This is a genomic window from Cellulomonas sp. P4_D11, assembly GCF_056401915.1.
Window position 1 is genome coordinate 21,480 of record NZ_JBFUIK010000030.1, and the last position, 20,395, is coordinate 41,874.

Sequence of the window (20,395 nt, forward strand, 5' to 3'; positions counted from 1 at the left end):
GGTCCGGGCCCCGGCCGAGGTCGCTAGATCAGGCCCTTCGTGTGCCAGACGGTCTTCGTCTCCGTGAACGCGGTGATCCGGCCCAGCGTGGGCGCCGCCGCGTCCGCGCCGTTCTCGGGCGGGAGCACGCGCTTGAGGGTGTCCGCCGCGGCGATCTGCAGGTCGACCCACTCGAGCTCACCGGCGCCGACCAGGTCGAGCGCGTTGACGTCCGCGTGGCTGGCGAGCCACGGGGCGATCTCGGCCGGGGAGCCCGTGAGCACGTTGACGACGCCCTTGGGCACGTCGCTCGTGGCGAGCACCTCGGACAGGCTGATGGCCGACAGGGGGAGCCGCTCGCTGGCGACCACGACGACGGTGTTGCCGGTGACCAGCGCGGGGGCCACGGCGGACACCAGGCCGAGCAGCGACGAGTCCTGCGGCGCGACGATGGCGACGACGCCCGTGGGCTCGGGCACCGAGATGTTGAAGTACGGGCCGGCGACGGGGTTGGCGTTGCCGGCCACCTGCGCGTACTTGTCCGCCCAGCCGGCGTACCAGACCCACCGGTCGATCGCGGCGTCGACCTGCGCGGTCGCGGCGGCGGTCGAGACGCCCTCGGCGTCGACGATCTCGGCCACGAACTGCGCCCGGCGGCCCTCGAGGATCTCGGCCACCCGGTAGAGCACCTGGCCGCGGTTGTACGCGGTCGCGCCCGACCAGCCGCCCACGGCAGCACGCGCGGCGACGACCGCGTCGCGGGCGTCCTTGCGCGAGGCCTTCGCCGCGTTGGCGAGGAACGCCCCCTTGGCTCCGACGATCTCGTAGGTGCGGCCGGACTCGCTGCGGGGGAACGCCCCGCCGATGTACAGCTTGTACGTCTTGGGCACGGCGAGGCGGCTCACTTGGCGGCTCCGTTCTTGAGGTACGCGGCGATCCCGTGCCGGCCGCCCTCGCGGCCGTACCCGGACTCCTTGTAGCCGCCGAAGGGGCTGGACGGGTCGAACCGGTTGAACGTGTTGGCCCAGACCACGCCGGCGCGGAGCTTGTCCGCGACCGCGAGGATGCGGCTGCCCTTGTCGGTCCAGATGCCGGCGGACAGGCCGTACGGCGTGTTGTTGGCCTTGGCGATCGCCTCGGCCGGCGTGCGGAACGTGAGCACGCTGAGCACCGGCCCGAAGATCTCCTCGCGGGCGATCCGGTGGCTGGTCGACACGTTGGTGAAGATGGTCGGCGCGTACCAGAACCCGTTGTCGGGGATTGTGCACGCCGCGGTCCAGCGGTCGGCGCCCTCGGCCTCGCCGATGTCGCTGAGCTCGCGGATGCGCTGCAGCTGCTCGGCGCTGTTGATCGCGCCGATGTCGGTGTTCTTGTCCAGCGGGTCGCCGAGGCGCAGCGTCGAGAGCCGGGTCTTCAGCCGGTCGACGACCTCGTCGTGGACCGACTCCTGCACGAGCAGCCGGCTCCCGGCGCAGCAGACGTGGCCCTGGTTGAAGAAGATCCCGTTGACGATGCCCTCGATGGCCTGGTCGATCGGGGCGTCGTCGAACACGATGTTCGCCGCCTTGCCGCCCAGCTCGAGGGTCAGCTTCTTGTTCGTCCCCGCGACCGACTTGGCGATCGCCCGGCCGACCGACGTCGACCCGGTGAACGCGACCTTGTCGACGTCCCCGTGCCCGACCAGCGCGGCGCCCGTGTCGCCCGCACCCGTGATGATGTTGACGACGCCGGGCGGCAGGTCCGCCTGCTGCACGATCTCCGCGAACAGCAGGGCGGTCAGCGAGGTGGTCTCGGCCGGCTTGAGCACGACCGTGTTGCCCGCGGCGAGCGCCGGGGCGATCTTCCACGCGAGCATGAGCAGCGGGAAGTTCCACGGGATGACCTGTGCCGCGACGCCCAGCGGTGCGGGGGACGCGCCGAGGCCGACGTGGTCGAGCTTGTCGGCCCAGCCGGCGTAGTAGAAGAACCACGCGGCGACCAGCGGGACGTCGACGTCGCGGCTCTCCTTGATCGGCTTGCCGTTGTCGAGGCTCTCGGCCACGGCGAGCTCGCGCGAACGCTCCTGCAGCAGGCGGGCGATCCGGAACAGGTACTTGCCCCGGTCGGCCCCGGACATGCGGGACCAGACCTTGTCGTAGGCGCGCCGGGCCGCGGCGACCGCGGCGTCCACGTCGGACTCGTCGGCGGTCGCGATGGTCGCGATGTGCTTCTCGGTGGCGGGCGAGATCGAGGCGAACGGCGCGCCGTGCCCCTCGCGAAACTCGCCGCCGATGAACAGGCCGTACTCGCTGCGCAGGTTCAGGATCGCCTGCGACTCGGGCGCGGGGGCGTACTCGAGGAATGACATCTGGAAGGCCCCTCAGTCGATCGTCACGTAGTCGGGACCGGAGTAGTGGCCGGTCGTCATCTTCTGGCGCTGCAGCAACACGTCGTTGAGCAGGCTCGAGGCGCCGAACCGGAACAGGTGCGGCGTCAGCCACTCCTCCCCGGCCGTCTCGGCGACCGTCACCAGGTACTTGATCGCGTCCTTCGACGCCCGGATGCCGCCGGCCGGCTTCACGCCGACCTTGTCGCCGCTGAGCCGGTACCAGTCGCGCACGACCTCGAGCATCAGCAGCGTGACGGGCAGCGTCGCGGCGGGCGCCACCTTGCCGGTCGACGTCTTGATGAAGTCGCCGCCGGCGAGGATGGACAGCCAGGAGGCGCGGCGCACGTTGTCGTACGTCGTGAGCTCGCCGGTCTCCAGGATGACCTTGAGGTGGGCGTACGTGCCGTCGGTGCGGCGGCAGGCCTCCTTGACCGCGACGATCTCGTCGTAGACCTGGCCGTAGCGCCCGGCGAGGAACGCCCCGCGGTCGATGACCATGTCGATCTCGTCGGCACCCGCGGCGACGGCGTCGGCCGTGTCCTCCAGCTTGATCGACCGCGAGGCGCGACCGCTGGGGAATGCCGTGGCGACCGCGGCGACCGCGATGCCACCCCGGTCCGGGTCGCCGTGGGACGCGCCGAGCGCCTGCACCGCGTGCGGGACCATGTCGCCGTACACGCAGACCGCGGCGACGCGCGGGCACCCTGGGTCGGCCGGGTCGGGCGTCACCGCCTTCGCGACGAGCGAGCGCACCTTGCCTGGCGTGTCCGCGCCCTCGAGGGTGGTGAGGTCGATGAGCCCGATGATCCGGTCCAGCGCCCACGCCTTCGAGGTGGTCTTGATCGAGCGCGTGCCCAGGCCTGCGGCCCGCTGCTCGAGCCCGACGGCGTCGACCCCGGGGATGCCGTGCAGGTAGCGCCGGAGGTTGGCGTCGTTCGCCTCACCGCCGATCAGCGCGAGCGCACGGTCGGAGGGGGCGATCTGGGTGCCTGTCATTCTGAGCCTCGCTGTCCTTGGCTGTTCATGTGCTTCTCGATGAGGTGCGTGGCCGTCTCCTCGTCGGTGACCAGCACCGTGGCCAGGCCGCTGGAGACGACCGCGTCGGCGACGGCGTGCTTGGTCGGTCCGGCGATGACGGCGATGCTGCGCGTCGCGGCTCGCAGGTCCTCGAGCGGGAGGCCGATCGTCCGCTCGTCGAGCCCGGGATCGACGATGCCACCGGCAGCGTCGATGTACCTCCCGACGACGTCGCCGACCGCGCCCCGGCGCACGAGCCCCGCCACGTCGTCGGCGGTGAGGTACCCGTTGTCGACGAGCACAGAGGTCGCGTCCGCCGGGCCGGCGCTGAAGAGGTAGACGTCGGCGGTGCGCGCCCGGTCGAGCACGGCGGCGACCGCCCGGTCGGACTCGATGGCCCGCTTGGTCTCGACGCGCTCGAGGATGGCCGGGCTGGGCAGCAGGGCCGCCTGGCCCCGGCCCTTCTGCGCGATGGTGACGGCGGTGGTCGCCGCGGTGCCGGCCCGCCGCGTGAGGCTGACTCCGCCGTTGATCTGCACCACGTCGACGCCGGCCGCCCACCCGTCCTCCAGGTGCAGCGAGACCTCGTGCAGGGTGCGCCCCCAGCTCAGTCCGAGCGTGCGGGGGACGGGTCGCAGGGCGGTCAGGTAGTCGGCGGCGGCCTGGGCGACGCGCGACTGCAGCTCGTCGTCGTCCGCGACGCCGGCCGTCGACACGACGACCGCGTCGTCGAGACCGCACGTCTCGCGCAGCCGTCGCTCGATGGGCAGCCGGCGGGCGCGGGGGTGCACGATCTCGATGCGGATGAACCCGTCGGCCTTGGCCTGCGCGAGCAGCCGCCCGACCTTCCAGCGCGTGAGCCGAAGGATGGACCCGATCTCGTCCTGGGTCTTGTCGTCCTCGTAGTACAGCTCGGCAGCGCGGATGGACAGCAGCTCGTCCGACTCGATCATCACGTTCCTCTCGGCGTCTCCACCCTAGGCACGCGCCGTCGTCGGCTGCAACACTCGTAGCCAAGTTTGCTCATATGAGCAGTCCACTCAGATCGCTCGACTGGTGGGGTGTCCGAGATTGACTCGTCCGGGGTCGTCGGCGACAGTGGGGCAGCCGCGAGCGGAGCGGGCGCCGGTGACCCCTCGCGGCGGTCCGGAGGCTGGGCTGGAGCGAGGGGACAGCAGGGCATGGGTCGATGGGGACGCGGCGCGACGCTCGCCGTCGTGCTCGTGACCGCCCTGCTGGCCGGCTCGGGCCTCGCCGCGGTCCTGCAGCACGTCCGCGACGAGAAGACCCTCGTGGTGCCCAGCGCGTGGGCCGACTCGTGGAGGCGTGCCCACGTCAGCGAGGGCCGCGACGTCGCGCTGGCCTGGGGCGACCGGGCGGGAGCGAACCCCGCGGCGGCGCCCGTGGGGCTCCGGTTCGACGCCGACCGCGCCGTCGCGCAGCTCGACGCCCTGTACGCGCTCGACGTGCACGACCTGGGGGTCGTGGCCGAGGACGGCGCGATCGCGGACCACAAGATCGTGGTCGTCGTGGACGGGACCTGGGAGGAGGGACCGGGGTCGCCGACGAGCGACGTGGTGGTCCCGCAGGCGGGCGGGCTGTCGCAGGAGGAGCGCGGCGCGACGGGCACCGTGACGGACGGCGTCGGGCTCCTGCGGGTGGACGTCTCCGCGCTGACGGCCCGCGGCCACCAGTCCGCGACCGGCGCGCCGGGCGCCGCGGCCCCCGCGGGGGGCTCGGAGTTCGACCCGTCGTGGGAGCTGGCTCGCGGCTTCGCCGAGGTGGTGCAGGGCTTCGCCGCCCTCGACGCGCCCGGCCGGGGCTCCGCCTCGGACGACGCCGCGCCGTTCTGGTCGGCCAGCGCGGCCTATCTCGCCACGGTCGCCGCGCCGGGCGGGATCGGGAACGTCGCGGACCTCGTGCGCAGCCCGCAGCTCCACTGGTCGAGCCCGCGGCTGGGCGACGGCAGCTGGCTCCTGCTGCAGTACCTGGCGGAACGCGACGGTGAGCAGCTGCTCGGCGGCCTGTGGCGCGACGCGCTCCCCGGCGAGGACCCCCTCGGCGCGTACAAGCGGCTCACCGGGCTCACGCAGGCCGACCTCAACCGCCGGGTCGCGGAGTACGCCCTGCGCACCGTCACCTGGGACTTCTCGGACCGCAGCGCGATCACGGCCGCGGTCGACGGTCTCGACCCCGTCCTGCTGGCGGACCGGACGACGCCGGTCGAGGCCGTCGAGGGCGACCCGGGCCACTACCGCGTGCTGGACTCGTCGGCCCCGGCCGACTACGGCTTCACCATGGTCCGACTGACGCCCGACGCCGGGGTGCGCGACATCCACCTGCGACTACGGGGTCACGACGCCCCCGACGCCGGGCTGAGCTTCGGCTTCGTCGCCCTGCGCGGCGAGTCCCCGCGCTACAGCCCCGTGACGGAGAGCCTCGACGCGGAGGTGCAGTTCACGCTGCAGCCCGGGGAGCAGGAGCTCTACCTCGTCGTCGTCGGCACCCCGACCGAGAACCACGCGCACGCCTCGGGCGACGGCGACGGCGAGGTCGCGCGCTACCCGTACGAGTTCCGGCTGGCGGGGGCGACCGTCGACGCCTCCGGTCCGGTCGCGGCAGGCGGGCACCGGCACGCCAACGGCGGCGGCTGGGTGGACGACGCCGCGACCGTCGACCCGACCGCGTTCGTCGGGCCGGACGCCGTGGTCCGCGGCGACGCGCGGGTGCTCGGCGACGCGCGGATCGAGGGCCGCGCCTGGGTCGAGGCGGGGGCGGTGGTCGAGGGCGGCGCGACCGTGCGCGACGTCGCCGTCGTCCGGTCCTCGGCCCGGCTCAGCGGGTCCGTCGTCGTCGCCGGGGACGCGGTCGTGGACTTCGCCTGCAGCTCGGGCGGGTACGCGACCTTCGACCCCGCCCGCTCGTGCGACGGTCGCCCCGCGGCGCCCGACGTGAACGTCGCACCCACGCCGTTCGGGGCGGAGGACCTCGCGCTGAGCACGGTCCCGGCGCCCGAGCCGTCGCCTGCGCCGACGCCCACGACCGAACCGTCGCCGACCCCCACGACGACCCCCCGACCGCAGCCGACGGCGGCGCCGACGACCTCCAGCCCCACCCCGACGGCCGGCGGCGTCGAGCCGCCGGAGCCGATGCCCGCGAGCCCGTGCACCGCCGCCTACACGGTGACCAACCACTGGTCCTCCGACGGCCAGAACTGGTTCCAGGGACAGGTCGTCGTCACCGCCGGGAGCACCGGCGTGGAAGGGTGGGCCGTCACCTGGGCGATGCCCGCCGGCGAGCAGATCACGTCGGTGTGGAACGCGCGACTGGGTACCAGCGGCTCGCAGGTGACCGCCGAGAACATGTCCTACAACGGCAGCCTGAAGGAGGGCGCGACGGCGACGTTCGGCTTCCAGGGCACGGCGCCGGGGGACTCCGGGCTGCTGGTGCCGCAGCTCACCTGCACCCGGACCCGCTAGATCCCGAGCGCCGTCCGCACGTCCGCCGCGACGGCGTCGAGGCGCGAGCGGGCCTCGGCGCGCGCGCGGCCGACCGCCTTGTGGTCCGCCCGAGCGTCGACCGGCAGGACCACCTCGAGGTAGCACTTGACCTTGGGCTCCGTGCCGCTGGGGCGGACGATGACCCGCGTGCCGTCGGCGGTGAGCAGGCGCAGCCCCTCGGTGGGCGGGAGGCCGTCCCGGTCGTCGTCGGTGCCCGCGGCCAGGTCCACGACCTCGGTGACGCGGGACCCGCCGAGCGTCGTCGGGGGTCGGCTGCGGACGCGGTGCACCGTCTCGCCGATCTGCGCGAGGTCGACGAACCGCGCCGAGACCTGGTCGGTCAGGTGCAGGCCGTGCGCGCGGGCGAGGTCGTCGAGGGCGTCGACCACCGTGCGACCCTCCGCCTTGAGCCGTGCGGCGAGCCCCGCGACCAGCAGGGCCGCGGAGATACCGTCCTTGTCGCGCACGTGCGCCGGGTCGACGCAGTAGCCCAGCGCCTCCTCGTAGCCGAACACCAGGCCGTCGACGCGGGAGATCCACTTGAACCCGGTCAACGTCTGCGCGTAGCCGTACCCGGCGGCGCTCGCGATCTTGCCGAGCAGGCGCGACGAGACGATCGAGCTGGCGAAGTACGAGCCGTTCGGGTTCCCGCCGGCCGACGCGAGCGTGGCACCCAGCAGCGACCCGGTCTCGTCGCCGTGCAGGATGCGCCAGCCCTCCGCCTCGGCGGTGTCCGGGCCGCGGAAGGAGCGGTGGCGCAGGTCCTGAGCCCCGACACCGCAGCGGTCGGCGTCGGGGTCGAGGGCGATCACCAGGTCGGCGCCCTCGTCGCTGGCCAGGCCGATGGCCAGGTCGATCGCGCCGGGCTCCTCGGGGTTGGGGAAGGCGATGGAGGGGAAGTCACCGTCCGGCTCCGCCTGCTCGGGCACCACCAGCACGTCGGTGAACCCCGCCTCCGCCAGCACACGCTGCGCGACCTCCCCGCCGACGCCGTGCAGCGGGGTGAGCACGATGCGCAGGCGCTTGGCGGCCGCGCGGGTGGCGTCGTCGGTCGGCGCCAGGGCCACGACGTTGCGCACGTACGCGTCGAGCACCTCGGGCCCGAGGATCGTCCAGCCGTTCGTCGCGCGCGGGACGGACGCGACCGAGGGGACGTGCGCGATCTCGGCGGCGATCGCCGCGTCGGCCGGCGGCACGATCTGCGCGCCCTGACCCGAGTCGGTGACGACGCGGCCGCCGAGGTAGACCTTGTAGCCGTTGTCCTGCGGCGGGTTGTGCGACGCGGTGACCATGATCCCGGCGTCGGCGTCCAGGTGCCGGACCGCGAAGGCCAGCACGGGGGTGGGCAGGGCCGACGGCAGGACCAGCACCTCGATGCCGACCGCCGTCAGCACCGCCGCCGAGTCGCGCGCGAAGTCCACGGACTTGTGGCGGGCGTCGTACCCGATGACGACGCGCGGCGCCGGGTGCACGCCGTCGAGCTCACCGAGCAGGTAGTCGGCGAGGCCGGACGCGGCGCGGATGACGACCGCGCGGTTCATCCGGTGCGGCCCGCCGCCGAGCCGGCCGCGCAGGCCCGCGGTGCCGAACTGCAGGAGGCCGCTGAACCGGTCCGCCAGCTCGGCGCGCGCACCGGAGCGGGCGTCGAGCTCCTGCTGCTGCGTCGGGTCGGGCTCGCGGCCCACCCCGATCGTCGGCGGCTCCGCGCGCGCGAGATCGAGCAGCCGCCGGAGCTCGTCCGCCGTCTCTGGATCGGGATCGTCGTCGATCCACGTCTGCACCCGCGCCTCGAGGCCTGCCCACGCGTCGTCGCCGGTCATGGGCCCAACGTACTCAGGACGACCGGGTGGCGCTTCCTTACAGCCGACGGACGATCTGGGCCAGCAGCGCGCTGATCCGGGGGCCCGCGGCGACACCGGCCTCGAGCACCTCGGCGTGCGAGAGCGGGACGGCGGAGATCCCCGCACCGAGGTTCGTCATGAGCGAGATGCCGAGCACCTCCAGGCCCGCGTGCCGCGCCGCGATGGCCTCGAGCGTGGTGGACATGCCGACCAGGTCGCCGCCCAGGATCCCGGCCATCTTCACCTCGGCGGGCGTCTCGTAGTGCGGCCCGGGGAACTGCACGTAGACGCCGTCGTCGAGGGTGGGGTCGATCTCCCGCGCGACCGCGCGCAGGCGCGACGAGTACAGGTCCGTGAGGTCGACGAACGTCGCGCCCTCGAGGGGCGACGTGGCCGTGAGGTTGATGTGGTCGCGGATGAGCACGGGCGTCCCGGGCAGCCACGCGGGGTTGAGCCCGCCGCAGCCGTTGGTGAGGACGACCGTGGTGGCGCCCGCGGCGGCCGCCGTCCGGACGCCGTGGACGACCCGGCGCACGCCGCGGCCCTCGTACAGGTGGGTCCGCGAGCCGAGCACGAGCGCGTGCCGGTCGGTGCCCTCGATCCGGATGGACCGGGTCGTCGCGCCGTGGCCCGCGACCGCCGGAGCCGAGAAGCCGGGGATCTCGTGGCTCGGCACCTCGGCGACCGTCTCGCCCAGCAGCTCCGCGGCGCCGCCCCAGCCGGACCCGAGCACCAGGAGCACGTCGTGGCGCTCCACGCCGGTGGCCTCTGCGAGGTACGCGGCGGCTGCTCGGGCGACGTCGAACGGGTCGGTCGCGGGGTCGTCGAGGTCGGGGACAGCTGTGACGTCGCTCATGGTCCGAGGCTAACGCCCGCTGTCCGCCTCGCCGCGCGCCCCCGGACCGGCAGAATGGGTTCCTGTGAGCACCCCTGCGCCCGAGTCGCCCGCCCCCCGCGTCGTCATCATCGGCGGTGGGCCGGGCGGGTACGAGGCGGCCCTCGTCGGCCGCCGGCTCGGCGCGGACGTCACGGTGGTCGAGGCCGCGGGCATGGGCGGCGCCGCGGTGCTGACCGACGTCGTCCCGTCGAAGACCCTCATCGCCACCGCCGAGTGGATGACGATCGCGGACCGCGCGCCCGAGCTCGGCATCCGGCTGGACGGCACTCCGTTGTCCGCCGCGGTCGGCGGCACGCTCGAGGAGTTGCGGCACCGCATCGACCTCGCCGCGGTCAACACGCGCGTCAAGGCGCTCGCGGCCGCGCAGTCCGCCGACATCCGGGCCCGCCTCGAGCGCGAGGGCGTGCGGATCGTGCTCGGGCACGGGCACCTCGAGGGACCGTCGACGGTCGTCGTGACCACGCCGGCGGGTGCCGACGACCTCACGCTCGACGCGGACGTCGTCCTCGTCTCGACCGGCGCGACCCCCCGCAAGCTGCCCGAGGCGCGACCCGACGGCGAGCGCATCCTCACCTGGACGCAGCTGTACGACCTGCCCGCGCTGCCGACGAGGCTCATCGTCGTCGGGTCGGGCGTCACCGGTGCCGAGTTCGCCGGCGCCTACACGTCGCTCGGCGCGGACGTCGTGCTGGTGTCCAGCCGCGACCGCGTGCTGCCCGGCGAGGACGCCGACGCCGCCCAGCTGCTCGAGGACGTGTTCAAGACCCGCGGCATGACGGTGATGTCCCAGTCCCGCGCGTCCGGCGCGCGGCGCACCGCCGACGGCGTCGAGGTGACCCTGTCCGACGGCCGCGTGGTCGAGGGGTCGCACGTGCTGTTCGCGGTCGGCTCGATCCCGACCACGTCCGGCCTGGGGCTCGAGGAGGCCGGCGTCCGGCTCACGCCCTCCGGGCACATCGAGGTGGACAAGGTCTCGCGCACCAACGTCCGCGGCATCTACGCGGCGGGCGACGTCACCGGCGTCCTGCCGCTCGCGTCGGTGGCCGCGATGCAGGGCCGGCTCGCCATGGCGCACGCACTCGGCGACGCCGTGAAGCCGCTGTCGCTGCGGGGCGTGTCCGCGAACATCTTCACGTCGCCCGAGATCGCGACCGTCGGCTGGTCCGAGACGCAGCTGCACGCGCAGGGCGTGAAGTACTCCGTCAGCATGCTGCCGCTGGCCCGCAACCCCCGCGCCAAGATGCTGGGCGTCCGCGACGGGTTCATCAAGATCTTTGCCCACGCCGGCAGCGGCACCGTGCTCGGCGCGGTCGTCGTCGGCCCCCGCGCGAGCGAGTCGATCTACCCGCTGACGCTCGCCGTGACCCACCGCCTCACCACCGACCAGCTCGCCGAGACCGCCACGGTCTACCCGTCGATGTCGGGCACGATCGCCGAGGTGGCCCGCGTCCTCCACCAGCGCTCGGAGGACTGACCCGGAGCGCAGCGGAGGGTGGGGGCGCGCGAAGCAGCCCCCGCCCGTAGCGGAGCGGAGGGTCAGTCCGACCACAAGCACAGGGACTGACCCGGAGCGCAGCGCAGTGGGACGCAGCGAAGCAGCCCCCGCCCGTAGCGGAGCGGAGGGTCAGTCCGACCACAGACACAGGGACTGACCCGGAGCGCAGCGGAGGGTGGGGCGCGCGAACGAGCACACGCCGGACCGGAGCGAATGGTCAGCCCGAGCACAAGCTCAGCGGACCGACGCCGTCGGCTTCGCGCCATCGACCATGTCGTTAGTCGTCTCAAACACCCGGATGAGCCGACTAATCACATGGTCGGTCGGTCATGGGCGGGCCAGCAGCACCTCGCCGACCCCCGTGGCCAGCGCCGGGTCCAACGACAGCGCCTGGAGGTGGCTCACGCGGACCGACAGCGGGGCGTCGGACGTGGCGATCGACTGGACGCGGGTCTTGAGGTCGTAGCTGATCTGCGCGCGGTCCAGCAGGGCGAAGAGGCGGGCGGCGACGTCGTTCGGCACCAGCTGCGGGTCGTCGCCGAGCGCCACCGTGAGCGTGGCGCCGATCGGGACGTCGGGAACGGTGATCGAGACCCGGTCGTCGGCGCGCCACAGGGTGCCGGCGGCGATCGCGTCGCCGACCGCTGCCACCGGCGATCCGTCGAACGCCAGGAACGTCACCGTCCAGGTGCGCGCTGCCGGCAGGCAGCCGACCGAGCCGGTCGCCGGGCCGGCGACGAACGTGCCCGTGGCCTGCGAGAACGTGAGCGGGGTCGTCGCGATGCCGTCGGCCGTCCCATCGTCCTCGACCAGCGTGAACGACCCATCGGCGCCGATGACCACCAGCACCTCGAGCGACGCCGGGTTGGCCGGGTCGTTGCCGGGCACCGCGGCGCCGTCGAGCGGCACCAGCGCGCCGGCCGGTGCGAGGACCGGGATCGTGGACAGGTCGCGGTGCAGCAGGAGCTCGCGGCCGCCGTCGTAGACGAGCCCGGTGAACACGTCGACCCAGGTGCCCGCCGGGAGCCAGGCGCGCACCGACGCCAGCCGGGTGCGCGGGTCCGTCGGGGTGGTGAGCGGGGCGACCACGAGCGAGGGCCCGAACAGGTACTGGTTCGGCTGGTCGTAGGCCTCCGGCGACGCCGGCCACTGGTGGTAGAGCGGCTCGACCAGTGGCCGGCCGTCGCGCGCCGCACGGTGGTTCATCGTGTGCAGGTACGGCACGAGGCGGTGGCGCAGGCGCAGGTGCTCGGTCATGACGACGCGGGCCTCCGGCGCGTAGGTCCACGGCTCCTTCGTCGTGAAGGCGTTGGCCGACGAGTGCAGGCGCAGGATCGGCGAGAACACCCCGAGCTGGAGCCAGCGGGTGGCCAGCTCGTCGTCCTTGCCGCCGAACATGTGGCCGCCGATGTCGTGGCTCCACCAGCCGTAGCCGATGTTCGAGGCGGTCGCGGTGAAGTACGGCTGGAACGCCAGGGACGCCCACGAGATGACGGTGTCGCCGGAGAAGCCGACGGGGTAGCGGTGGCTGCCAGGGCCGGCGTAGCGGGAGAACGTGAGGGGCCGACGCCCGTCGCGCGCGCTGTCGAGGAAGTGGAAGTGGTTGAGCATCCAGAGGGGGTCGATGCCGGCGACGCGCGAGTGCGGCCCGGACTGCCAGTCGAGCCACCAGAAGTCGACGCCGTCGTCCTCGAGGCCGCGGTGCAGCACGTCGAAGTAGGCGTCGAGGAACGCGCGGTCCGTGACGTCGAACGGGATCGGGTCGCCGCGGGCGACGCCGAGGGCCTCCGCCATGGCGGGGTAGGCCTCCTCGTGGGTGCGGACGCCGTCGGCGGGGTGCACGTTGAGGGTCACGCGCAGCCCGCGCTCGTGCAGGCACGCGAGGAACGTCGCCGGGTCGGGGAACAGGGCTCGGTTCCACGTGTAGCCGGTCCAGCCGCTGCCCAGGGCCGGGTCGACGTCGGTGACGTGCCAGTCCATGTCGATGACGGCGACGCTGAACGGGATGCCCTCGGCGTCGAAGCGGTCGAGCAGGGACGAGTAGCTGTCGGAGGTGTAGCGGTGGAACCGGCTCCACCAGTTGCCCAGCGCGAACCGGGGGAGCAGGGGCGTCGGGCCGGAGACGGCGTAGAAGGCATCGAGGGCGTCGCGGTAGTCGTGCCCGTACGCGAACACGTAGAGGTCGGTCCGGAGGCCGTCGCGGGGCGCCACCCAGCCGGTCTCGTCGAAGACCATCGACCGGGAGTCGTCCAGGACCGCGAAGCCCTGCCGGGACACCACGCCGGGCTCGAGCGGGATGGCGCCGTCGGCCAGGTCGAGCGTGCGCGCGGTGCCGCCGAGGCCCGGCTCGTCGGAGCCGTAGCGCCAGACCGAGTGGTAGGAGCTGATCCCCCCGAGCACGGAGACGCTGAGCCCGCTCGTGCTGAACGGGCGCCGGTCGTAGACGAGGTGGAACCGGTCCGTGACCACCTCGGCGTGGGTCTCCGTCTCGATCACCCGGAAGGACGGCACCGGCAGCGCCCGGTTCAGCGCGAACGTCGACGCGCGGTCCTCGAAGACGCCGTCCGGGGAGTGCTCGAGCCGCACCAGCCCGTCGGTGAGCACCGTGATCCGGTAGTGCGGTCCGACGACGGTCGCGGCGGGGTCGGCGACCGGGCGGGAGGGCAGGGGCTGCCGGGACGTCATGTGGTCGAGGGTCCTCTCGGGTGGCGCGGGCGACAACACGAGTGGTCCGGACGTCCGGCGAGGGAGTGATTCCCGCCGGACGGCGGGACCGGTCGGGAGGGCGTCAGCCCCGTGGGTCTCGCTGGTGGTCCGGGAGTCGACCGGGCCGGTGTCAGGCGGCGTCAGTCCGTGATGCGCAGCTGCGCGACCAGCGGGAGGTGGTCGGACTGCTGCGGGTAGACCAGCACCGTCGCCTGCCCGAACGTCACGCCCTGCCCGAACACCCAGTCGATCTTCTGCCGCGGGCGCTGCGACGGTGATGTCGGGACGCCGTCGGGACCCGCGCTGACCCAGCCGGCCGCCTCGAGCAGCTGGATCTCGGGCGAGCCCGGCTCGGCGTTGAAGTCGCCCGCCAGCACCGCGGGCGGGGTCACGGGCTCGGCCGCGGCCAGGGCCTCCAGCTGCTCGAGCCGGGTCGCGGTGTTCGACTCGCGGTGCTGCGTGTGGATCGAGGTGACCCGCAGGTCCGCCCCGGACGCGGTGGTCAGCGTGGTGGACAGGGCCGACCGGCTCTGCGGGCCGGCGCCGTAGGGCAGGGGGTGGACGACGGCGTCCGTCAGCTCCGAGCGGGCGAGCACCGCGTTGCCGAACTGGTGGTCCGCCGCCGGTGCGAAGTGGATCGTCATGCCCAGCCGGTGCGCCAGCCACGTGGCCATGTCCGCGCCGCCGCCGAAGATCCAGCCGCGCTCGACCTCCTGCAGGGTCACCACGTCGGGGTGCTGCGCCTCGATGGTCGCGGCGATGCCCTCAAGGTCGACGGCCGTGTGCGGCGAGACGCCGTAGTGCAGGTTCCAGTCCACCAGCGTGATCTCGTCGCCGGCCGCGCGCGCGGGCACGTCGGCCCCGGTCGTGCTGGTGGTCGACGGGACCAGGCCGACCAGAGCGAGGACGATCGCGGGCAGGATCAGCAGCCGCACCGAGCTCAGCCGGGCGGGCAGGCGGTCCGGGCTGGTGAGCGCGGGGACGGCTCCGGGGGTCCGGCGCCGGAGCCCGGACAGGGCCAGCCCGAGCGCCGCGAGCACGACGACCCACACGTTGTCGACGGGCAGCGGCGCGTCGTAGTCGAGCATGTAGAGCAGCAGCGGCCCGATGGTGCCGAGGCCGACGACCAGGGTCGCCGCGCCGGTGCGTGGGATCCCGCGCGGGGCCGGCCGGTGGGCACTCAGGGCAGCGGACAGCACGATGCCGACGGAGAGCTCCAGGACCACGACGGCGACGAGGGCGCCGATCCCCGTGAGCCACAGCGCACACGCGACGCCCGCGACGAGCAGCACGGCGGCCCCGACGCGCACGCCCGCCGACCAGGGCTCGGCGCGCAGCAGGGTCCAGGCGCCGGCGGCGTTGGCGACGACCACCGTGAGCCCGGCCCACCCGAGCGCGACCCCCGACTGCGAGGCCACGAACGCGGGGTTGGCGACGATCATGGCGGCCAGCGCCAGGAACAGCCCGAGCGCCCAGAGACGGCGCGGCCTCCCGGACGCCTCCGACTCGGGCGTGGTGAACGCGACCAGCCCGCGTGCGGTGCCGATCACGGCGAGCGCGAGGACGACCGCGACCACCCAGCCCGTCCAGCCGTCCCGCCACAGCGCGTCCCACGTGCCGAGGACCAGCTGCAGGCCCACCGACAGCCCGCACCCGAGCACGAGCCCGGTCGCGGCCTGCCGCCCACCCGCGGGGCGTCCGGCGACGAACGCGACGGCGAGGGTGAGCACCCCGACGGACACCGCGACGGTGACCAGCCCGACCACGTCGAGCGCGAGCCCGTCCAGCGCCTGGATCACGACGCGCAGCACGGCCAGCACGGTGGCGCCGAGCAGCATCGTGCGGGCGTCGGGGGTGCCCGACGAGCGTCCGACCAGCAGCAGGATCACCGCGGCGGCCAGTCCCGCGCCCGCGTAGGTGCCCAGCGCCGTGACGGCGGCGTTCACCGTGCCCGCCGCGAAGGCCCGGTCCAGCAGCGGACCGCTGGCGCGCACCATCTCCAGGCACATCACCGTGAGCAGCGCGACCAGCCACACGCGCGTGGGCGTCCCGGCGTCGGGCGGCGTCCGGACTGGCTTCTCGTCGCTGGGCGTCGGCGTCGTCGTCACGCGCGCGAGATTACCCCCGTGATCAGGCGAACAGCTGCTGCCCGACGAACGGGCTGTCGTCCGTGGTCACCGGGGTCCCGTCCGGCCCCGTGACGAGCGAGCCCTCCGCGACGCCCGGGGGGACCGCGAACAGGCCCGACCCGGTGTGCGTGAGGTACTCCATGAGCGCGTCGTTGCTCGAGAGCGCCGTCTGCATGGGGATGAAGTGCGTGCGGGGGTCGCGGACGAACGCGAGGAAGAACAGCCCCGCGTCGAGCCGGCCCAGCGCGTCGTTGCCGTCGGTGAAGTTGTAGCCGCGACGCAGCAGGCGGACGCCGCCGTTGAGGTCGGGGTGCGCCAGCCGGACGTGCGAGTCGACCGCGATGAGCGGCGCGCCACCCTTCCCCACGGTGGTGAAGTCCGGCTCGGTGAACTCGGTGCCCCCCGACAGCGGGGCGCCCTCGCCCTTGGTCCGGCCGATGAGGTTCTCCTGCTCGCGCAGCGACGTCCGGTCCCACGTCTCGATGCGCATCCGGATCCGGCGCGCCACCAGGTACGAGCCGCCGGCGAGCCAGGACGAGTCGGTGTCGTCGGCGTCGGCCGCGTCCGCGGGCACCCAGACGTGCTCCTCGAGCGCCTTGGTCTCCTCGGCCTTGACGTTGGCCGTGCCGTCCTTGAACCCGAACAGGTTGCGGGGCGTGCGCTGCGCGGTGCTCGTCGAGGACGTCCGGCCGTACCCGAGCTGGGTCCACCGGATCGTCGCCGAGCCGAACGCGGCGCGGGACAGGTTGCGGATGGCGTGCACGGCGATCTGGGGGTCGTCCGCGCACGCCTGCACGACGAGGTCGCCGTCGCTGCGGGCCGGGTCGAGGTCGTCGGCCGCGAAGTGCGGGAGGTCCACCAGGCCGCCGGGCAGGCGGTCGGCCAGGCCGAAGCGGTCCTCGCCGGGCGTGCCGTCCGGCGACGGGGTGCCGACGAACATCGACCGACCGAACCCGAACGTGATCGTCAGGCCCGCGGGGCTCAGGTCCGACGCCTCGCCGGTGTCGTCCGGCGGCGCGTCGTAAGGCCCCGACGCCGGCCCGAACGGCCCCGCCGAGAGGCCCTGGGTGAGCCGCGCGGCGATGGTGGTCCAGCGGCGCAGCAGCTCGACCAGCTCGTCGCGCGAGGTCGTCGTGAGGTCGAACGCCGCGAGGTACAGCCGGTCCTGCGCGGGCGTGACGATGCCCGCCTGGTGGGTGCCGGTGAACGGGTAGGTGCCGGCGGCCGCAGTCGCCGCGGGGGCGGGTGCCGGAGCCGTGGCCCGGCCGAGGCCGAAACCGGCGGCGACACCGGCGGCGGCGAGCCCGCCGCCGAGGCCGAGGACAGCGCGCCGGGACAGGCCGCTGGTCGGGGCGGTGGGCTCGTCGTGCGGGTCCGTGGGGGCGGACACAGGCACTCCTTCGCTCATTCCTCCAGTCAGGCGCCGGTCACCGTCGCCGTGAGCTGCGAGAGGGGCTCCGAGAGCGCGTCGACCGCAGCGGCGAGCTGCTTGACCTGCGCGTCCGTGAGCTTGTCGTAGTAGGTGAAGCCGGTGTCCAGCGAGCCCTGCGCCGCCAGCAGCGCGTCGAGCTCCTCGAACCGGGTGGCCAGGGTATCCGCGAGATCGGGGTTCTCCGCCTCGACGACGTCCGCCAGCACCTCGTAGCCCACGCGGGCGCCGTCGACGTTGGCCTGGAAGTCCCAGAGGTCGGTGTGCGACCAGATCTCCTCCTCGCCGGTGACCTTGCCGGTGGCGACCTCGTCGAGCAGCTCCTTGGCGCCGTTGGCGATCTGGAAGGCCTCGAACGTGAAGTCGGGGGCGTTGACCTCGTCGACCAGCTGCTGGGTGTACTTCACCAGGTCGGCGGCCGCGGCGTCGCGCTGCTCCTGCGTGAGCGGCACGTAGGCCACGCCGCCGTTGGCGTCGGGCGCCGGCTGCCAGAGGTCCTTCTCGATGAGGTGCCAGCCGCTCCAGGCCGTGCCCTCCTCGACGTCGGCCTCGCGCAGGTCGAGCAGCGGGTCGAGGTCGCCGAACGACTCCGCGACCGGCTCGATCCGCTCCCAGTGCGCGCGCGTGTCGGCGTACTGCTCGCGGGCGATGTCGTCGTTCCCGGCGGTGTAGGCGTCGGCGAAGGCCTCGGTCCCGGCGATGAGGGCGCCCACCTGGTCCTTCACGTAGGCGACATACGACGCCTCGGCCGCCTTGAGCTGGTCGGCGGTGTCGCCCGTGGGGCCCACCTCGGCGCCGCTGTCGTTCACGGTGAACTCGGCGCGGATGCCGTCGCCGACCATGCCCGGCTTGCAGGCGGTGTAGTACGTGCCTGGCTTGACCTGCGCGATGAGGTCGCGGGAGAGGCCGGGCCCGACGTTCTCGACCTCCGCCACGACCCGCAGGCCGTCCTCGCCGAGCAGGTAGAACTCGGTGACGTCGTCGCCCGCGTTGGTCACCGCGAAGCGGATCGTGCCGGAGTCGGCCTCGGTCGCGGAGACGTCGCAGGTGTCCGCCGTCGACGTGACCGTCAGTGCGCCCGCGGAGCCGCTGGCGCCCGGCGTCGACGTGTCGTTGGGGACGCACGCGGCGACCAGCGGCAGGACGAGCGCGGCGAGCGCCGCGGCGACGGTGGTGGTGCGGCGGGACATGGGTCTCCTTCGAGAACGGGGGTGACGGATGTCAGGCGGCGGTCGCGCGCACGGCCGGCGCGACGGCGGGGGCCGACGGGCGGGCGGGCGCGGAGCCCCACGTGATGCGGATGAAGAAGAACATCGTCGGCACGAGGTAGGCGACCCAGGCGACCAGCTGGAGCCAGGTCGTGGCCGGCGAGAAGTTGAAGACGCCCTTGAGCAGGGTTCCGTACCAGCTGCTGGGCGGGATCGTCGTGGAGACGTCGAACGCCAGGTTGTTCAGGCCCGGCAGGATCCCGGCCTCCTGCAGGTCGTGCACCCCGTAGGCGAGCACGCCCGCGGCGACGACCACGAGGAAGAGCCCGGTCCAGGCGAAGAAGACGCGGAGGTTGAGCTTGAGGGCCCCGCGGTAGATCAGCCAGCCGAACAGCACCGCGGTGCCCAGCCCGAGGGCCGCGCCGACGAGCGGGCCGAGGTTCGGGCCGGCGTTGACGGCGGTGCCGCTGGTCGCCTGGGCGCTGGCCCAGAGGAAGAGCGCGGTCTCGAGACCCTCGCGTCCGACGGCGAGCATCGCGACCACGAGGACCGCCTTCTTGCCGGCCCCGAGCGCGTCGTCGAGCTTGTGGTGCAGGTCGGACTTCATGTGCCGCGCCGTGCGGGCCATCCAGAAGATCATCCAGGTGACCAGGCCGACGGCGATGATCGAGAGCGTGCCGCCGATCGCCTCCTGCGCCTCGAACGACAGCCCCGAGGGGCCGAACGTGAGGATCGCGCCGAACGCGAGCGACGCGAGGACGGCGACACCGACCCCCGCCCACAGGGCCGGCAGCTGGTCCCGGCGACCGGTCTTGACCAGGTACGCCACGAGGATGCTGACCACCAGCGCGGCCTCGAGACCTTCGCGCAGGCCGATGAGGTAGTTCGCAATCATGGAGCGTCTTCCGAGTGCAGGGGCTGACACCCGGCGGGCGTCGGATGAGGGAAGGCTTACCTCACCGCCCGGACACTACTCCCGTGGAGCCTCGACGCGCGAGGCAGGTCCGACAGCCGGTGCTGTGACGCCGGTCACCGGGCGCCGAGGGCCACCAGGCGGTCCCGCAGCCGGGGCCAGGCGTCGGCGAACGCCGGGAGCAGGGGCAGGTCGGCCACCTGGTCGATCGGCACCCACCGCAGCTCCACGCTCTCGGCGTCGGTCACGGCCGGGTGCACCGGGAGGATCTCGTCGGCCAGGACGGTCGTGTAGGACCAGTCGGGGTGCTGCAGGACGGACGACTCGCGGAGCCGGACGGAGGCGCGGTCGATCCCGGCCTCCTCCTCGGCCTCGCGCAGGGCGGCGTCCTCCGCCGACTCGTCCGGCATCCGCGCTCCGCCGGGCACGCCCCACGTGCCGCCCTGGTCGCTCCACGCGGCCCGGTGCTGCAGGACGACGGCGGTCGGGGTGCCGTCGGGGTCGCGCCGCGCGAGCAGGAGTCCCGCGGCGCCGTACAGCCCCCAGTGGCGCCGGCCGCACGCGCACTCGACCCAGCCGTCGCCGGGCTGGCGCTGGTGGTGGGTCGGTGGTCCGTCCGCCACGCCCGGGTCAGCCGACGATCTCGCAGATCGCGGTGCCGGCGCTCACGCTCGACCCGACGCCTGCGGACAGCGCGGTGACCGTGCCCGCGCGGTGTGCGAGGAGCGGCTGCTCCATCTTCATCGCCTCGAGCACGACGACCAGGTCGCCCTCGGCCACCTGGGCGCCCTCGGCGACGGCGACCTTGACGATCGTGCCCTGCATCGGCGACGACAGCGTCGTGCCGTTGCTGCTGGCGCTCGCGCGGGCCGCGCGGCGCACGGGGCGACGCGCGCCCGGACCGGCCGGCCC

The 20,395-nt window shown here is 73.8% G+C and carries 15 protein-coding genes; 2 read left to right on the forward strand and 13 right to left on the reverse strand.

The window, feature by feature from the left end; genetic code table 11:
* Window positions 1–23: 23 nt before the first annotated feature.
* The 4 genes from AC1DT4_RS16120 to AC1DT4_RS16135 are packed head-to-tail and all read right to left on the reverse strand — an operon-like array spanning window position 24 to window position 4,317.
* Entirely contained in the window at window positions 24–884 is an 861-nt protein-coding gene (locus AC1DT4_RS16120) for an aldehyde dehydrogenase family protein (protein WP_477090811.1), read from the reverse strand.
* Window positions 881–2,326: an aldehyde dehydrogenase family protein gene (locus AC1DT4_RS16125; RefSeq protein WP_477090812.1), complete on the reverse strand. Its 1,446-nt coding sequence runs from the start codon at window positions 2,324–2,326 to the stop codon at window positions 881–883. The genes AC1DT4_RS16120 and AC1DT4_RS16125 overlap by 4 nt, the downstream gene beginning before the upstream one ends.
* A 12-nt stretch (window positions 2,327–2,338) precedes the next feature.
* Window positions 2,339–3,343, reverse strand: a complete 1,005-nt coding sequence (gene deoC / locus AC1DT4_RS16130; protein WP_477090813.1) for a deoxyribose-phosphate aldolase — start codon at window positions 3,341–3,343, stop codon at window positions 2,339–2,341.
* Window positions 3,340–4,317, reverse strand: coding sequence for a sugar-binding transcriptional regulator (locus AC1DT4_RS16135; protein ID WP_477090814.1), 978 nt, complete (start codon window positions 4,315–4,317; stop codon window positions 3,340–3,342). Before AC1DT4_RS16135 ends, deoC begins: the two co-directional genes overlap by 4 nt.
* Window positions 4,318–4,545: 228 nt before the next feature.
* Between AC1DT4_RS16135 and AC1DT4_RS16140 the strand changes: the two genes are divergently transcribed.
* Window positions 4,546–6,843, forward strand: coding sequence for a DUF6055 domain-containing protein (locus tag AC1DT4_RS16140; RefSeq protein WP_477090815.1), 2,298 nt, complete (start codon window positions 4,546–4,548; stop codon window positions 6,841–6,843).
* Here AC1DT4_RS16140 and AC1DT4_RS16145 read toward each other — a convergent pair.
* Both AC1DT4_RS16145 and AC1DT4_RS16150 read right to left on the reverse strand, forming a co-directional pair.
* A complete protein-coding gene (locus AC1DT4_RS16145; protein WP_477090816.1) occupies window positions 6,840–8,684 on the reverse strand; it encodes a phospho-sugar mutase in 1,845 nt (614 codons plus the stop codon). The two genes, AC1DT4_RS16140 and AC1DT4_RS16145, sit on opposite strands and share 4 nt — an antisense overlap.
* Window positions 8,685–8,721: 37 nt before the next feature.
* Window positions 8,722–9,561: a purine-nucleoside phosphorylase gene (locus AC1DT4_RS16150; protein ID WP_477090817.1), complete on the reverse strand. Its 840-nt coding sequence runs from the start codon at window positions 9,559–9,561 to the stop codon at window positions 8,722–8,724.
* Window positions 9,562–9,625: 64 nt separating this feature from the next.
* Here AC1DT4_RS16150 and AC1DT4_RS16155 point away from each other — a divergent pair, with 64 nt between their 5' ends.
* Window positions 9,626–11,077 carry an NAD(P)H-quinone dehydrogenase gene (locus AC1DT4_RS16155; protein WP_477090818.1) on the forward strand — a complete coding sequence of 484 codons (1,452 nt, stop codon included), beginning with the start codon at window positions 9,626–9,628 and terminating at the stop codon, window positions 11,075–11,077.
* Between the two features lie 348 nt (window positions 11,078–11,425).
* Here the strand turns inward: AC1DT4_RS16155 and AC1DT4_RS16160 are convergent, their stop codons facing one another.
* The 7 genes from AC1DT4_RS16160 to AC1DT4_RS16190 all read right to left on the reverse strand — a co-directional run.
* The gene (locus AC1DT4_RS16160; RefSeq protein WP_477090819.1) at window positions 11,426–13,783 is read right to left on the reverse strand and encodes a glycoside hydrolase family 31 protein; all 2,358 of its coding nucleotides are present in this window, start codon (window positions 13,781–13,783) and stop codon (window positions 11,426–11,428) included.
* Window positions 13,784–13,944: 161 nt separating this feature from the next.
* Complete coding sequence (locus AC1DT4_RS16165; RefSeq protein ID WP_477090820.1) at window positions 13,945–15,912, reverse strand: endonuclease/exonuclease/phosphatase family protein; 1,968 nt, start codon at window positions 15,910–15,912, stop codon at window positions 13,945–13,947.
* A 22-nt stretch (window positions 15,913–15,934) separates the two neighbouring features.
* On the reverse strand, window positions 15,935–17,341 hold the full coding sequence (gene efeB / locus AC1DT4_RS16170; protein ID WP_477090821.1) for an iron uptake transporter deferrochelatase/peroxidase subunit: 1,407 nt from the start codon (window positions 17,339–17,341) through the stop codon (window positions 15,935–15,937).
* Between the two features lie 8 nt (window positions 17,342–17,349).
* Window positions 17,350–18,552, reverse strand: coding sequence for an iron uptake system protein EfeO (gene efeO / locus AC1DT4_RS16175; protein WP_477090822.1), 1,203 nt, complete (start codon window positions 18,550–18,552; stop codon window positions 17,350–17,352).
* A gap of 31 nt (window positions 18,553–18,583) precedes the next feature.
* Entirely contained in the window at window positions 18,584–19,465 is an 882-nt protein-coding gene (efeU, locus tag AC1DT4_RS16180; RefSeq protein ID WP_477090823.1) for an iron uptake transporter permease EfeU, read from the reverse strand.
* Window positions 19,466–19,599: 134 nt separating this feature from the next.
* The gene (locus tag AC1DT4_RS16185; protein ID WP_477090824.1) at window positions 19,600–20,106 is read right to left on the reverse strand and encodes an NUDIX domain-containing protein; all 507 of its coding nucleotides are present in this window, start codon (window positions 20,104–20,106) and stop codon (window positions 19,600–19,602) included.
* A 7-nt stretch (window positions 20,107–20,113) separates the two neighbouring features.
* Window positions 20,114–20,395 (reverse strand): acyl-CoA carboxylase biotin carboxyl carrier protein subunit (locus tag AC1DT4_RS16190; protein WP_477090825.1); only part of this gene is annotated, 282 nt, incomplete at its 5' end.

Excerpts from the sequence above, each read along its gene's own strand:
- AC1DT4_RS16125 (WP_477090812.1), bottom strand. The coding sequence starts at position 2,326 with ATGTCATTCCTCGAGTACGCCCCCGCGCCCGAGTCGCAGGCGATCCTG.
- deoC (WP_477090813.1), bottom strand. The coding sequence starts at position 3,343 with ATGACAGGCACCCAGATCGCCCCCTCCGACCGTGCGCTCGCGCTGATC.
- AC1DT4_RS16135 (WP_477090814.1), bottom strand. The coding sequence starts at position 4,317 with ATGATCGAGTCGGACGAGCTGCTGTCCATCCGCGCTGCCGAGCTGTAC.
- AC1DT4_RS16140 (WP_477090815.1), top strand. The coding sequence starts at position 4,546 with ATGGGTCGATGGGGACGCGGCGCGACGCTCGCCGTCGTGCTCGTGACC.
- AC1DT4_RS16145 (WP_477090816.1), bottom strand. The coding sequence starts at position 8,684 with ATGACCGGCGACGACGCGTGGGCAGGCCTCGAGGCGCGGGTGCAGACG.
- AC1DT4_RS16150 (WP_477090817.1), bottom strand. The coding sequence starts at position 9,561 with ATGAGCGACGTCACAGCTGTCCCCGACCTCGACGACCCCGCGACCGAC.
- AC1DT4_RS16160 (WP_477090819.1), bottom strand. The coding sequence starts at position 13,783 with ATGACGTCCCGGCAGCCCCTGCCCTCCCGCCCGGTCGCCGACCCCGCC.
- efeB (WP_477090821.1), bottom strand. The coding sequence starts at position 17,341 with ATGAGCGAAGGAGTGCCTGTGTCCGCCCCCACGGACCCGCACGACGAG.
- efeO (WP_477090822.1), bottom strand. The coding sequence starts at position 18,552 with ATGTCCCGCCGCACCACCACCGTCGCCGCGGCGCTCGCCGCGCTCGTC.
- efeU (WP_477090823.1), bottom strand. The coding sequence starts at position 19,465 with ATGATTGCGAACTACCTCATCGGCCTGCGCGAAGGTCTCGAGGCCGCG.